Origin of the sequence: Vibrio sp. B1FIG11 (genome assembly GCF_905175335.1) — a bacterium.
GTDB lineage: Bacteria > Pseudomonadota > Gammaproteobacteria > Enterobacterales > Vibrionaceae > Vibrio > Vibrio campbellii.
Window position 1 is genome coordinate 2,858,691 of record NZ_HG992751.1, and the last position, 13,378, is coordinate 2,872,068.

Below are 13,378 nucleotides of genomic sequence, written 5' to 3' on the forward strand. Positions count from 1 at the left end.
GCCTAAAAAAAGGGCACTAAAGCGATAAATGTTCAAAAACACCCCAAAGCAAACGTTTGCGTATGGATGTTAAATAGATTTTCTGCGACAATGCGCCGCAAATAATTTGCCTTCTCAATTTAAAAAGGAAAGTCATGACTGCTCAAAATATAGATGGAACTCTCATTTCCCAAACTGTTCGATCCGAAGTTGCAGCACGTGTGAAAGCTCGCGTTGAGGCTGGCCTTCGTGCTCCTGGTCTTGCAGTTGTTTTAGTTGGTGAAGATCCAGCTTCTCAAGTTTACGTTGGCAGTAAGCGCCGCGCGTGTGAAGAAGTTGGCTTTGTCTCTAAGTCTTTTGACCTTCCTGCGACAACGTCGGAAGAAGAGTTGTTGGCACTTATCGATGAGTTGAACAACGACGCAGAAATCGACGGTATTCTTGTTCAGTTGCCACTTCCAGCTGGCATTGATGCAACGCACGTTCTTGAGCGTATTCACCCAGAGAAAGACGTGGATGGCTTCCACCCTTACAACGTTGGTCGTCTAGCGCAGCGCATTCCTAAGCTTCGTTCTTGTACGCCAAAAGGCATTATTACGCTGCTTGACCGTTACAACATCGAACTACGCGGTAAGCATGCGGTTGTGGTTGGCGCATCAAACATTGTTGGTCGCCCAATGACACTTGAGCTGCTTCTTGCTGGTTGTACGACAACAACTTGTCACCGCTTTACCAAAGACCTAGAGGGTCACGTTCGTCAAGCTGACCTTGTTGTAGTTGCAGTTGGTAAGCCAAACTTCATTCCTGGCGAGTGGATTAAGAAAGGCGCTGTTGTGGTCGATGTGGGCATCAACCGTCTTGAATCTGGCAAGTTAGTAGGTGACGTTGAATACGATAAAGCACGTGAGAACGCGAGCTTCATTACACCAGTACCGGGCGGCGTTGGCCCAATGACGGTAGCAAGCCTAATTGAGAACACGATGCTGGCTTGCGAGCAGTTCCATACGAAGAAATAAAGAATTATGATACTGAAAGGGCTCCGCAAGGGGCCCTTTTTGTTTGGAGTAATAACCCCCTCTAACTCCCCCTTGAAAATGGGGAGGACTGGGCTGAGATCGCTTTTACCTATGAAATCACAGCGCACATCATATTAATTGTCGATTAGTGCTTCACACTAAGCGCACTCCGATCTAGTCCCCTCTCCTTTCTAAGGGGAGGGTTAGGGAGGGGTTGAGAACGCAAAGGAACCACCAGTGCCACAACGAACTTTTAACTTAAAGTACCAAAAGCAAATCAGGAGTCAGTTACGTACAAATATGCCAAAACCTGAAGAGATACTCTGGCAAAGAATCAGACGTAAACAGCTTGGCGTGAAGTTTAGACGGCAACATGGCATTGGTCGCTATATTGTTGACTTCTATTGTGCGGAATTGAACTTAGTTATTGAGATTGATGGCGATAGCCATTTCTCTGATGAGGGAAAAGAGAAAGATACAATTAGGGATTCATTCATGGAAACATTGGGGATTAAGGTTCTGCGATTTACCAACGAAGAAGTGATGAAGCAAACCGAGTCTGTTTTGGAAAGGTTACTCAATTTAGTTCGGAGCAGTAACCCCCTCTAACTCCCCCTTAAAAATGGGGAGGACCGGACTGAGATCGCTTTTAGTCCGCTGACTTGTTCAAATACCGAAACCGGATTTAGTTTGGAGCAACAACCCCCTCTAACTCCCCCTTGAAAATGGGGAGGACCGGACTGAGATCGCTTTTCCCTATGAAATCACAGCGCACATCATATTAATTGTCGACTGGTGCTTCACACTAAGCGCACTCAAGTCTAGTCCCCTCCCCTTTCTAAGGGGAGGGGTTCTGTTACAAACTCAGAATCACGCCAGCGATTGATGCGCTCATCAGGTTCGCCATTACGCCTGCTGCGATTGCGCGGAAGCCGTATTTCGAGATGAATGAACGCTTCTCTGGCACTAATGAGCCTAGGCCGCCAATTAGCATTGCCATGGTTGAGATGTTTGCGAAACCACACAGTGCGAAGGTTACGATAGCTTGTGAGTGTGCGCTTAGCTGAGACTTCACTTCCATCAGTTGGATGAAGGCTACGAACTCGTTTACCACGATCTTGTTACCGATCAGGGAGCCAGCCACGATAGCTTCATTCCAAGGAATACCTAGCAACCATGCGATTGGTGCGAATAGGTAGCCAAGTACTAGCTCGAAGCTCAGTTCCATACCGAATAGACCACCGAACCAGCCTAGAATGCCGTTTAGCATCGCGATAACACTCACGAACGCCAATAGCGTTGCACCTACCGCCACTGCGATACGTAGACCAGACATTGCGCCGTCTGCCATTGCTTCAACCACGTTGGTTGCGCGTGGCATTTCTACTTGGTCTAGATCCATATCCTGTGCTGCACTGTCTGTCTCTGGCATCATGATTTTTGCCATTAGAAGACCCGCAGGTGCTGACATGAATGCCGCCGCGATTAGGAAGTTAAGATCCACACCCAGTGATGCGTAACCCACTAGCGTGCCACCTGCAACCGATGCCAAACCACCAGTCATTACTGCGAAGAACTGAGAATCGCTCATGTGCTTCAGGTATGGCTTTACTACTAGCGGTGCTTCAATCATACCAACGAAGATATTCGCTGTTGCAGAGAGAGATTCTGCACGGCCTGTGCCTAGCAAACGCTGTAGACCACCACCGATCAGGTTGATCACTTTTGGCATCAGTCCAATGTGGTACAAACCAGAAATCAGTGCCGAGAAGAAGATGATGATACCAAGTACATTAATCGCGAAGGTAAAGCCACCTGTTGCTAGGTTGCCAAATAGGAACGCGATGCCCTCTTGACCGTAGTTGATTAGGTTAGAAACCGCGCCAGTTACTGCGTTAAGTGCCTCTTTACCCGCTGGAACGTACAGTACCAATAGCGCGAAGATTACTTGCAGAGCAAAAGCCAAAGACACCGTTCGTAGACGAATGTTCTTACGGTTAGTCGAAAGCAGCCATGCTACGAATAGGATGACTACGATACCAAGAATTGAGTTCATAAAATGAATCCGACAAAAGGGGGAACAGGAAAGGCGTCGGATTGTATAGAGTGAAAGAAATGCTGCAAGTTAGGGATGTTAACAGGCTGAGAATCTCGCCTGAACACTATTTAACCAGCAAAATAACTCATTGAATTAAATAAAGATAAACGTTTGCCTAAAGTTATTATTTCCAAATGGAAAAGATGTTTCTGGATTTGGAAAAATTTTGTGATTCAAATCACCTTATGTATTCCCTACTTCGGAATCGAAATATACGGGGCTAATCGCTGATCCCAATGGCAAGGCGATCCGATCTTTTGTTTGATGAATTCGATCACTGCTGAGATCTTTTTCGGCATATGCTGACGACTTGGGTACACCGCATAAAACGGCATGGATTGGCTGGCTCTCCAATCAGGTAGAAGCTGGATCAATTTGCCTGAGCGGAACTCATCCCCCAGTAAATAAGTGGCTAAGTAAGCAATCCCCCACCCTGCGATTGCAGCATCACGCACCGCTTCTGCTAAATCGACCGAGTAGTTACCAGAGACTTTCACATTAAGCTCTTGTTCGCGATTGGTGAAGGCCCAACTGGTGTAGTCACGCTCCCAACTGCGGTAAATAAGGCAGTTATGCTGCGACAAGTCATTCGGTTCGGTTGGCGTATCGAACTTGAGTAAGTAATCCGGCGATGCCGCTACCACAAATTGGCAATCTGCTAATCGCTGAGCAATGTAGCCTTCTGGTAGGTGTTCATTGTTGGTGATCCATAAATCCAAGCCTTCTTCGAGCATATCAACTTTGTAATCGAACAAATGCACTTCGACTTGCAGTTGCGGGTATTTCTCACGAAGTTCTTGAATGGCAGGAATGATGTGCAACGTGCCAAAAGACTGCGACAAACCAAGACGAACCAAACCAGCGACTTCATCGCGTTGGCTTTCCATCTCTAACGTGGCACTGCTAACAGCTTGCACCACTTGTTCACAATGATGATAGAAGGTTTGCCCCGCTTCGGTTGGTGTGAAGCTGCGCGTGGTGCGTTGAACAAGCTTAATGCCCAGTGAAGCTTCCAACTGGCTGAGCTGTTTACTGACGTGAGAAACAGACACGCCTAGGCTCTTTGCCGCAGCGGTAAAGTTCTTATGTTTGATCAACGCTGAGAAGATCACCATTTGTGCAGCACGTTCTGATAACACGCAAACCTCGTTTCAAATAGAGAAAACAAAGGGCTCCGAAGAGCCCCTTTTTATTCGTTTATACATTCAATCTAGAATGTGATGCGGTCAGCTAAGTGACTTACCGCCAGTGCGAAGTAGTAAGAGCGGTTCCACTTCATCAACACATTGTAGTTGTTGTACACCAAGTAAGTACGACCGTTCTCATCGTCTGGCATGATCAACCAAGCTTTAATGTCTTCGTCCAGCTTAGGAAGTGGGCTGCCATCGTATTTGGTGATGCCAAGCTTACTCCACTCTTGCAGGTACTTACCTTTTTCCGCTTCGCGACCTTGCAGGTTGTGGTCGATACCGTGTGGCACCTTAACCTGACGACCCCAAGTGAACTTATCATCCCAGCCAGATTTGCTTAGGTAGTTCGCAGTAGAAGCAAACACGTCCGCTTCTGATTGCCAGATGTCTTTCTTGCCGTCGCCATTACCATCCGCGGCAAAGCGTAGGAATGAGCTTGGCATAAACTGACATTGACCCATCGCACCAGCCCAAGAACCTTTGAAATTCTCTAGATCGATATGACCTTCATCTAGGATTTGTAGTGCCGCCATGGTTTCTTTACGGAAGAACTCTTCACGACGACCTTCAAACGCCATGGTCGACAACGCGTCGATCACGCGGAAGTTACCGGTGAACTTACCGAAGTTACTTTCCACGCCCCACAGCGCAACGATAAAGCGCGGCTGCAGGCCAAACTCATCGCCAATGCGTTTTAGCTCAGCGTAGTGTTCTTTATACAGTTGCTTCGCTTGCTTAACCTTCCACTCAGGTACCGCGCGCGGAATGTATTCATCTAACGTCAGTTTCTTCTCAGGTTGGTTACGGTCGGCTTTGACTGCACGTGGTTTGTATTCCACATCAGCAAAAGCGGCACTGATCACCTGTTCGGAAATGCCTTTATCACGTGCTTCTGCACGCAATTTATTTAGGTATTCATCAAAGCCATCGCTGCTTGCAAAGGCTGAAGTGCACATACCAACGCTGAGCATTGCTGCCAGTATCTTTTTCATATCGCCCTCCTTGAGCGAGGCAGAATTCCCAGATGAAAAGCGGTGACGTTATTCGCCTTTCTGCTGGGCTTTTTGTTCTTTGTATTTTTCTAGTAGGTTTTCCGGCGGAGGCGGAACCTGTAGGAAGAAACCATCATTAATTAATGACGTTTTCACTTTCTCGACATCAACTTGTGCCAAAGTACGACCATCAAGTTTGATTGTCATCACCGGCATAGGCTTACCGAACATCTGCATTAACGTGTCAGGAACCTGTGAGAAATCATCCTTTTTCGGAATATAGAGATAAGTGCCTTCTTTTCTGGAGCTTTTATAAATAGAACAAAGCATGACGAGCCTTTTGTGCTGATTTACCCGCTTTGAATGCGGATTTTGTTGAAAACGTAAAATTCTCGCAAACTTGATAGCAAATTTGAGATTAATTCACTTATTTGCCCGCTTGAGAACTTGCTGCGCTAAAGGATGAAATATAACATGACAGACCTAGTTTAAGGCAACGCTCTTTCAATAAAGGCAAGAAGTCCACGATGACCCATTCACCTGACCTTAAAGGTAGCAGTTTTACATTGTCAGTTTTACACCTTTCTGACAACGAGATCGCTAAGACTGTCGAATTTTTGCAAGAAAAGGTTTCTCAAGCACCCTCTTTCTTCGCATCCGCACCTCTGGTTATCAATATAGCAAAAGTAGAAGGCGATATTGATTTCACCGCACTTAAACAAGGCATCGCCGATGCAGGGTTTATTCCGGTTGGCGTGACTGGCTGTAAAGATAAGCGCGTTCAAAACCTTGCCTCAGAAACGGGCTTCGCCATCATGTCTGCGAGCAAATCTCCAACTCAAGCACCAGCGAAAATGGCGCCGACCAAAATCGTTCGTACGCCTGTACGTTCTGGCCAGCAGATTTACGCCAAAGACGGTGACTTGGTTGTACTAGCACACGTAAGCGCTGGTGCAGAAGTGATTGCTGATGGCTCTATCCACATTCATGGCACTCTACGCGGACGCGCCATTGCAGGGGCAAGCGGCCAACAAGAAGCACGAATTATTTGTCACGATTTACAAGCTGAACTGGTTTCCATTGCAGGAGATTACTGGTTGAGCGATCAAATTGAGAGTGAGTATTGGCAAAAGAAAGTAATGATCAGTAAAGCCGAAGAATCATTACATCTAGAAACACTCACGATTTAGTCTAAAAAGGAAATAAAATGGCACGCATTATGTAGTAACGTCTGGTAAAGGTGGCGTTGGTAAAACCACTTCAAGCGCAGCCATCGCCTCTGGTCTGGCTCTTAAGGGCAAAAAGACTGCGGTGATCGATTTTGATATCGGCTTGCGTAACCTCGATCTTATCATGGGCTGTGAACGCCGCGTGGTGTATGACTTTGTTAACGTCATCAACGGTGAAGCAACGCTTAACCAAGCGATGATCAAAGACAAGCGCACAGATAACCTATTCATTCTTCCAGCTTCTCAAACACGCGATAAAGACGCGCTAACCAAAGATGGCGTGCAACGTGTGTTCACTGAATTGGATGAAATGGGCTTCGACTTCATCATCTGTGATTCTCCAGCAGGTATTGAGCAAGGTGCTCTGATGGCGCTGTACTACGCAGATGAAGCAATTGTAACGACGAACCCAGAAGTGTCTTCGGTACGTGACTCTGACCGTATCCTAGGTATTTTGGATTCTAAGTCGCTACGAGCTGAGCAAGGTCTTGAGCCAGTTAAGCAGCACCTACTACTGACGCGTTACAACCCTTCTCGCGTAACACAAGGTGAGATGCTAAGCGTTGAAGACGTAGAAGAGATCCTACACATTTCTCTACTGGGCGTAATTCCAGAAAGCCAAGCGGTACTGAATGCATCAAACAAAGGTGTGCCAGTGATCTTTGACGAGAACACAGATGCAGGCATGGCTTACTCTGATACGGTAGACCGCCTACTGGGCAACCAGGTTGAATTTCGTTTCCTTACTGAGGAGAAGAAAGGACTCTTTAAACGACTATTCGGAGGCTAGACATGTCACTACTAGAATTTTTCCGCCCGCAGAAGAAAACTTCTGCGAATCTAGCCAAAGAGCGTTTGCAGATCATCGTTGCTGAGCGTCGTAGCCAGAACGATCCTGCGCCTTCTTACTTGCCTCAATTGAAAGAGGACATCTTGAAGGTGATCAGCAAATACGTTGCGATTGATCCAAACATGGTGGATTTAACGTTTGAACACAAGGACGATGATATTTCGGTTCTTGAGCTCAACGTGAAGTTGCCAGAAGACGAGAAGTAATTACTTTTCGGCTTTAATTGAGAGTCTTCCTTTTCGTCATTCTGGTCAACGAGGTACGAACGCGATTCAGTACCTATGACTAGCATGCTCGGGTTATGGATAAAAGGTTTTGAATTCAAAGCGAGCTGTCAGTAGATTCCTAGTCTCACTTAGGTTCACTGGAATGACCCTGTGGCTTAGTCCTGCTGAAATGGGGACTCAAAACAAAAGACAAATGCGTGTTACAAAAAAGGTTGGCGATATTGCCAACCTTTTTTATTAGTACTTACTTCAGCACCTTATTCATCTTCTCGCCGAGTAACTCAAGACGCCAGCCTTGCATCACATCCGGCAGACGCGCTGGGTCGCGGTCTTTCTTCCATACCCAACTGATGATTTGGTTGATCTGCTTTTTAGAAGCCAAGAACTCGGTCGCCAAGCCTGATTTTTGCGACGCTACCTTCACCACATCCTTCATGTTCTTGAAGATTTGCTTGTAGCCTGGGTAATCCATCAAACGTTCGATTTTTGCTGGGTAGTCATCGGCTGGTGTTTGTTTCGCTTGCTTCACAATACCCGCAATTCGTGCACCGTGGCGGTTAATCGCACGAATGTCGATGCCTTCCGCTTCCATCTTCTTAAAGCCAGTCAAACCAAGACGAGCCACCGTCAGCAAATCACCTTCTTTGAAGATGAAGTTCAGTGCTAGGTCACGCTTAATCGCTTCGCGGTAACGCCAAGTTGCCAATGGCTTAAGAATCGCAAGTTCAGCCGGTCTTAGCTGCCATGCGCCTTTAATGTCTAGGTAGGCGTTTTCTTCGTTCACGTTGCGAATACGCTTTGATACCAGCAGGTCGCTCTCTTGCTGAACCGCTTCCCACCAGCCGGCTTCGTTCACTTTATCTAACAGCTTCTCGTAAAGAGGCATTAGGTAGTGCACGTCGGCCGCGGCGTAATCAAGCTGCTTTTGAGTCAGTGGGCGCGCCATCCAGTCGGTGCGAGATTCGCTCTTGTCTAGCTCGACGCCAAGGTATTCTTCCACCAGCGTAGCGAAGCCCGTCGACAGGCCGTGACCTAGGAAAGCGGCCATCAACTGCGTATCCACCATTGGGAATGGTGTACAACCAAAGGCATTTTGGAAGACTTCTAGATCTTCACCACACGCGTGCAGTACTTTTAGTACTGAGGTGTCTTTTAACAACTCGACGAACGACGTCATATCGGTCAGTTCGGTCGGGTCGATAAGGGAAAGTTGTTTGCCATCGAAAAGCTGAATCAAACCTAGTTGCGGATAGTAAGTCCTGATTCGCACGAATTCGGTATCCAGCATAACTACGTCGGCTTCTCTTGCTAGAGCGCAGACTTCTTCTAGGTCTTTGTTTTTCGTAATGATCTGATAGTTCACATGCTTCTCGCTATAAAAAAATGCCAGCAAAACGCTGGCATTCTAACACTATTTGGCAATAAATGATTGTTGCACAAAGAAATCCGCTTATGCGCTCTTCTTCGCTAGCTCTGCGTCGTTCTCTTCACGCAGTACGCGACGAAGGATCTTACCTACGTTGGTCTTCGGTAAGTCTTCACGGAACTCAACCAACTTAGGCACTTTGTAGCCAGTTAGGTGTTGGCGACAGTGTGCAATCACTTCGTCTTTGGTTAGGCTCGGATCGCGTTTTACAACGTAGATCTTCACCAACTCGCCAGACACTTCGTGAGGCTGACCGATTGCCGCGACTTCTAGCACTTTACCGTGCAGTGCGACTACGTCTTCGATTTCATTCGGGTAAACGTTGAAACCAGACACAAGAATCATGTCTTTCTTACGGTCAACGATGTGTAGGAAGCCTTCATCATCAAACTTAACGATGTCACCCGTCGATAACCAACCGTCTTCGTTGATCACTTCTTTGGTCGCTTCTGGGCGCTGCCAGTAACCTTGCATCACTTGAGGACCGCGAACTTGAAGCTCACCTGTCTCAGTATTTGCTAGTGCGTTACCTTCTTCATCAACAATACGTACTTCTGTTGATGGTACAGGCAGACCGATAGAACCATTGTATTCCACTAGGTCGTGCGGGTAAGCCGCCACCAATGGAGAACATTCTGTTAGACCGTAACCTTCTAGTAGGTAACAGCCTGTGGTCTTTTGCCATTTTTCAGCGACAGCACGTTGCACGGCCATACCACCACCTACTGCTAGGCGAAGGTTGCTGAAATCTAGCTCATGGAAATCTTCGTTGTTCACTAGCGCGTTAAATAGCGTGTTTACACCGGTAATCGCAGTGAACTGGTATTTTTGCAGCTCTTTCACAAAGCCCGGAATATCACGCGGGTTAGTGATAAGCAGGTTGTTGCCACCCATTTCAACAAACAGTAGACAGTTCACCGTCAGCGCGAATACGTGGTAAAGCGGCAGTGCTGTCACAACCAGTTCGCGTCCTGGTGCCAAAACTGGACCGTACGCGCCTTTCGCCTGCATTACGTTGGCGATCATGTTGCGGTGCGTTAGGATTGCGCCCTTCGCTACGCCCGTTGTACCACCAGTGTACTGTAGGAATGCGATATCATCGCCAGACATAAATGGTTTCACGTATTGAAGACGACGACCTTTTTGCAGCGCTTTACGCATTGAAATTGCACCCGGTAGATCGTACTTAGGCACCATGCCCTTCACGTACTTAACCACGAAGTCGACAAGCGTCCCTTTTGCACGTGGCAACATTTGACCAAGACTGGTCAGAACCACGTGTTTCACTGGCGTGTTTTCTACGATTTGCTCGAGCGTGTTCGCGAAGTTAGAAACGATAACGATCGCCGTTGCGCCAGCATCGTTTAGCTGATGCTCAAGCTCACGAGGAGTATAAAGTGGGTTCACGTTCACAGCGATACAGCCCGCACGCAAAATACCGAATAGCGCGACAGGGTATTGCAGCAGGTTTGGCATCATAAGAGCAACGCGGTCGCCCTTCTTCAGCTTTAGTTCGTTTTGTAGATATGCGGCGAATGCGCGGCTACGCTCTTCCAATTTGCGGAAGGTCATGACCGAGCCCATGTTCATGAATGCCGGTTGGTCTGCGTATTTTTGAACAGACTGCTCGAACATTTCTACCAAAGACTCATATTGCTCTGGATTGATGGTTTCAGGTACGTCACTTGGATAACGTGAAAGCCATGGTTTATCCACGATGTTACTCCTCGTTTATAACTGGCTAAAAAATAGCGTCCTTTTTATTTTGAGCACTATTACAGCACAGCAAACGTGCTTGAGCACGTAACTCTCAAACACTTGTTTAAATTTTGTTAACTACACCAAGAATTCGCTTTGCCACCTCGAGTGTTTGCTCTAAATGACAATGGTGACCACCCGCGACAGAAACCACATTCGGTGGATTTTCGCCCCAATCGACTTGGTTAGACTGTAAATGCTGAAATCCTTTGTCACCCAAAATGATCAGGTGCGGACAGCGTATTTGGCTGGTGATCGAGTTCGCGTGGTCCTGTGCCATGCGGTAAAGAGAATCGCACTTTAATTTGGCATCGTGTCGCCAAAACCATTGGTTCTCGCGACATTCGGTTCCGCGCTCTACGATTGGCATCAACTGCTCAGCGGTCAGGTGATTCGCTTGCATGCGTAGCTTTAACGCCAGATCGAAAGAAGCGATAGCTCGCTCCGGTTTGTTGCGTTGACGTTGTCGGCTAAGGACACCATCACGCAGTCGTTTCACGCTATTGGAAGGCAGTTCTGCGAGTGGACCCGCTCCTTCAATTTGCACTAACGCTTCGACCTGTTCAGGAAAGGCAGCACTATAGCAACTTGCGATTAATGCGCCTAGTGAATGACCTACTAACACCAGTCTGTTTGGCGATAATTCATCCAATAATTGGTGTAAATCAGCAATGTAGTCGTGGAAGGGGTAGTAATTGTCAGAGGATTTATGACTGGATAAGCCATGACCAAATAGATCAATTGCTAGTAAATGAAGATCAGGATTGCACTGATTGATAGCGTTCATCAAGGTTATGAAGCTGCCCGCGTTGTCCATCCACCCATGAAGAAAAACGACTGAACAAGCAGTCGTTTTTTCGTTTCCGATCTCTAAGGCTGCCATGCTCCCATTTGGGAGTGCAAAACGGCGCTCATTCATCACAGATTATTTAACCTTCTTGATCATCTTGCCGTCTTGCGGGAAATCCGAACGCATCATACGGCAGTTAATGGAGTAACAAGGGTAGTAATAGGTTGGCGTGTCGTACATACGTACGCGCTCTTCAATCTTCCATAGACGGTAGCCATCGCCTTTGATCGCAGGGAAGATGTATTGGTGCTCACCAATTTTGCCTTCTTCTTCGCCCGCGCCTTTACCAACAACGGTAATAAGTCGGCCTTGGCTAAACGCAACCGGCTCTAGGTAACCATCAAAGTACACTGCGAAGCGACCCGTTGGTTCTTGGTCAATATCCGGCTTACCTGATTTGCTGATTGGCAGGTTTACGATCTCCAGACGCGTTTGGTCTTTCAAGTTATCCACTTTAGCGATAACACCACCAAGGCGGACATCGTTAGCAGCCTGTCCTTGGTCTTCGGCAAAGGTTTTGTAATCCGTCAAAACCTGCTCGGTGCTTGCATTCAACTCTTCAGGAAGAGAACTACAGGCAGAAAGCCCGAATGCCGCGATAATAACCAGAAAAATACGTCCAGAAAGTTTCATAAACCCCCACTATAAATTCGTTGTTTTACACATAGATATCGACACCAAGTAACTGAGCAAGTTCCTCTTTCTTTGCTCGATTCATGACGTCCATATACTGTTCCATTGCTTTGCGAGCATGACCCTCGGGCAAATCATATTGCACTTGAGCGCGATGAATCTGAGACTCATCCACTTGCTTAATGGAATGCGCGACGGCGTTCGCCACCTTAGAAGGTTGACCAACGGACTGCTTATCTTGAGTTTTCTTTACCTGCCCTTTTTTACCGACTTTATTGGTGCGATTTGCACCCGGTATTAACGCAGGAGGTAAACCATTGATAGACGCCATAACGCTCCATAAAAATACAGGGCAAACGCCCTGCACTTTGTCATATCATTAAAAGTCCGATTATTCGCGACCCGGAAGTTTCTTCCACGTCACATTATCACGCAGATAAACTGGGCTCGATTCTTCTACTGGGACTGTGTTGCCTTTCTTAAGTTCCTGCTCAGCAAGAATCACAATGTCTTGTGAATCAGGGTAAAGAACATCGCCACTGGTGACGTTGAATGGCAGTTTGCCAAGATCTTCTTGGTAAGCATCCCAACCAGTACCCGCTTTAGTCCACGTTTTGTCGTCTGCTTGTGCTTCTTCCGCTAGACGCGCTGGTGGAATAACGCATTCTGCATCCACGCCTGCCCACTCACCGTTTTCTTGGCGAGTGTAACGTGCCCAGTAAACTTCACCCATGCGCGCATCAATCGCAACCGCGGCATCTGTAGCACCGTGTAGGCGGTAGCTTGCTTGTGCCATCGCAGCCAGCGTTGAAACGCCGATCATTGGTAAGTCAGCACCGAACGCCAAACCTTGCGCGATACCAATACCGATACGAACGCCAGTAAAGCTGCCCGGACCACGACCAAACGCCAATGCGTCTAGATCTTGTAGAGTCAGACCCGCTTCTTTCAGTACCTCGTCTACCATAGGCAGTACTTTCTTAGTGTGGTCACGAGGAGCCACTTCACTGCGTGAAATCACTCGGTCATTAACCAGTAGCGCAACTGAACAGTTCTCAGTTGCCGTATCGATAGCAAGAATTTTTGCGCTCATGTAACTCTCTACAATTCTTCTTTAATTTATTGATGCC

The 13,378-nt window shown here is 47.2% G+C and carries 14 protein-coding genes and 1 pseudogene; 5 read left to right on the top strand and 10 right to left on the bottom strand.

From position 1 onward, the window contains the following. Positions 1 to 134 precede the first annotated feature (134 nt). Together folD and KHO06_RS13170 are read left to right on the top strand one after the other, a co-directional pair. Positions 135 to 995 carry a bifunctional methylenetetrahydrofolate dehydrogenase/methenyltetrahydrofolate cyclohydrolase FolD gene (gene folD, locus KHO06_RS13165; RefSeq protein WP_005430847.1) on the top strand — a complete coding sequence of 287 codons (861 nt, stop codon included), beginning with the start codon at positions 135 to 137 and terminating at the stop codon, positions 993 to 995. 237 nt (positions 996 to 1,232) lie between these two features. Next, entirely contained in the window at positions 1,233 to 1,604 is a 372-nt protein-coding gene (locus KHO06_RS13170; protein ID WP_212581733.1) for an endonuclease domain-containing protein, read from the top strand. Between the two features lie 247 nt (positions 1,605 to 1,851). On the opposite strand, the gene KHO06_RS13175 is transcribed toward KHO06_RS13170, so the two are convergent. From KHO06_RS13175 to KHO06_RS13190, 4 genes are all read right to left on the bottom strand, one after another. Next, complete coding sequence (locus tag KHO06_RS13175; protein WP_005430867.1) at positions 1,852 to 3,051, bottom strand: NupC/NupG family nucleoside CNT transporter; 1,200 nt, start codon at positions 3,049 to 3,051, stop codon at positions 1,852 to 1,854. Positions 3,052 to 3,287: 236 nt separating this feature from the next. Further along, positions 3,288 to 4,232: a LysR family transcriptional regulator gene (locus KHO06_RS13180; protein WP_005446456.1), complete on the bottom strand. Its 945-nt coding sequence runs from the start codon at positions 4,230 to 4,232 to the stop codon at positions 3,288 to 3,290. Between the two features lie 71 nt (positions 4,233 to 4,303). Further along, positions 4,304 to 5,275 carry a lytic murein transglycosylase gene (locus KHO06_RS13185; protein ID WP_212581734.1) on the bottom strand — a complete coding sequence of 324 codons (972 nt, stop codon included), beginning with the start codon at positions 5,273 to 5,275 and terminating at the stop codon, positions 4,304 to 4,306. Positions 5,276 to 5,323: 48 nt separating this feature from the next. Then, positions 5,324 to 5,605 (bottom strand): YcgL domain-containing protein, encoded by a 282-nt coding sequence (locus KHO06_RS13190; RefSeq protein WP_005430875.1) that lies wholly within the window; start codon positions 5,603 to 5,605, stop codon positions 5,324 to 5,326. 197 nt (positions 5,606 to 5,802) lie between these two features. On the opposite strand from KHO06_RS13190, the gene minC reads away from it, so the two are divergent. The 3 genes and pseudogenes from minC (at position 5,803) to minE (ending at position 7,560) form a co-directional block, all read left to right on the top strand. Further along, complete coding sequence (gene minC, locus KHO06_RS13195) at positions 5,803 to 6,465, top strand: septum site-determining protein MinC (protein WP_212581735.1); 663 nt, start codon at positions 5,803 to 5,805, stop codon at positions 6,463 to 6,465. Between the two features lie 31 nt (positions 6,466 to 6,496). Continuing rightward, positions 6,497 to 7,294: pseudogene (gene minD / locus KHO06_RS13200) on the top strand (septum site-determining protein MinD); the annotation flags it as partial. 2 nt (positions 7,295 to 7,296) lie between these two features. Next, positions 7,297 to 7,560 (top strand): cell division topological specificity factor MinE, encoded by a 264-nt coding sequence (gene minE / locus KHO06_RS13205; protein ID WP_005437690.1) that lies wholly within the window; start codon positions 7,297 to 7,299, stop codon positions 7,558 to 7,560. Between the two features lie 265 nt (positions 7,561 to 7,825). Here the strand turns inward: minE and rnd are convergent, their stop codons facing one another. From rnd to tsaB, 6 genes are all read right to left on the bottom strand, one after another. Continuing rightward, positions 7,826 to 8,944 (bottom strand): ribonuclease D, encoded by a 1,119-nt coding sequence (gene rnd / locus KHO06_RS13210; protein ID WP_045370502.1) that lies wholly within the window; start codon positions 8,942 to 8,944, stop codon positions 7,826 to 7,828. 87 nt (positions 8,945 to 9,031) lie between these two features. Continuing rightward, positions 9,032 to 10,723: a long-chain-fatty-acid--CoA ligase FadD gene (fadD, locus tag KHO06_RS13215; protein ID WP_212581736.1), complete on the bottom strand. Its 1,692-nt coding sequence runs from the start codon at positions 10,721 to 10,723 to the stop codon at positions 9,032 to 9,034. A 106-nt stretch (positions 10,724 to 10,829) separates the two neighbouring features. Beyond that, positions 10,830 to 11,684, bottom strand: coding sequence for an alpha/beta hydrolase (locus KHO06_RS13220; protein ID WP_212582479.1), 855 nt, complete (start codon positions 11,682 to 11,684; stop codon positions 10,830 to 10,832). A gap of 6 nt (positions 11,685 to 11,690) precedes the next feature. Further along, positions 11,691 to 12,248 carry a Slp family lipoprotein gene (locus tag KHO06_RS13225; RefSeq protein ID WP_212581737.1) on the bottom strand — a complete coding sequence of 186 codons (558 nt, stop codon included), beginning with the start codon at positions 12,246 to 12,248 and terminating at the stop codon, positions 11,691 to 11,693. A gap of 25 nt (positions 12,249 to 12,273) precedes the next feature. Further along, complete coding sequence (locus KHO06_RS13230) at positions 12,274 to 12,579, bottom strand: hypothetical protein (RefSeq protein WP_005428720.1); 306 nt, start codon at positions 12,577 to 12,579, stop codon at positions 12,274 to 12,276. Between the two features lie 60 nt (positions 12,580 to 12,639). Then, entirely contained in the window at positions 12,640 to 13,341 is a 702-nt protein-coding gene (tsaB, locus tag KHO06_RS13235) for a tRNA (adenosine(37)-N6)-threonylcarbamoyltransferase complex dimerization subunit type 1 TsaB (RefSeq protein ID WP_054822928.1), read from the bottom strand. Between the last annotated feature and the right edge of the window lie 37 nt (positions 13,342 to 13,378).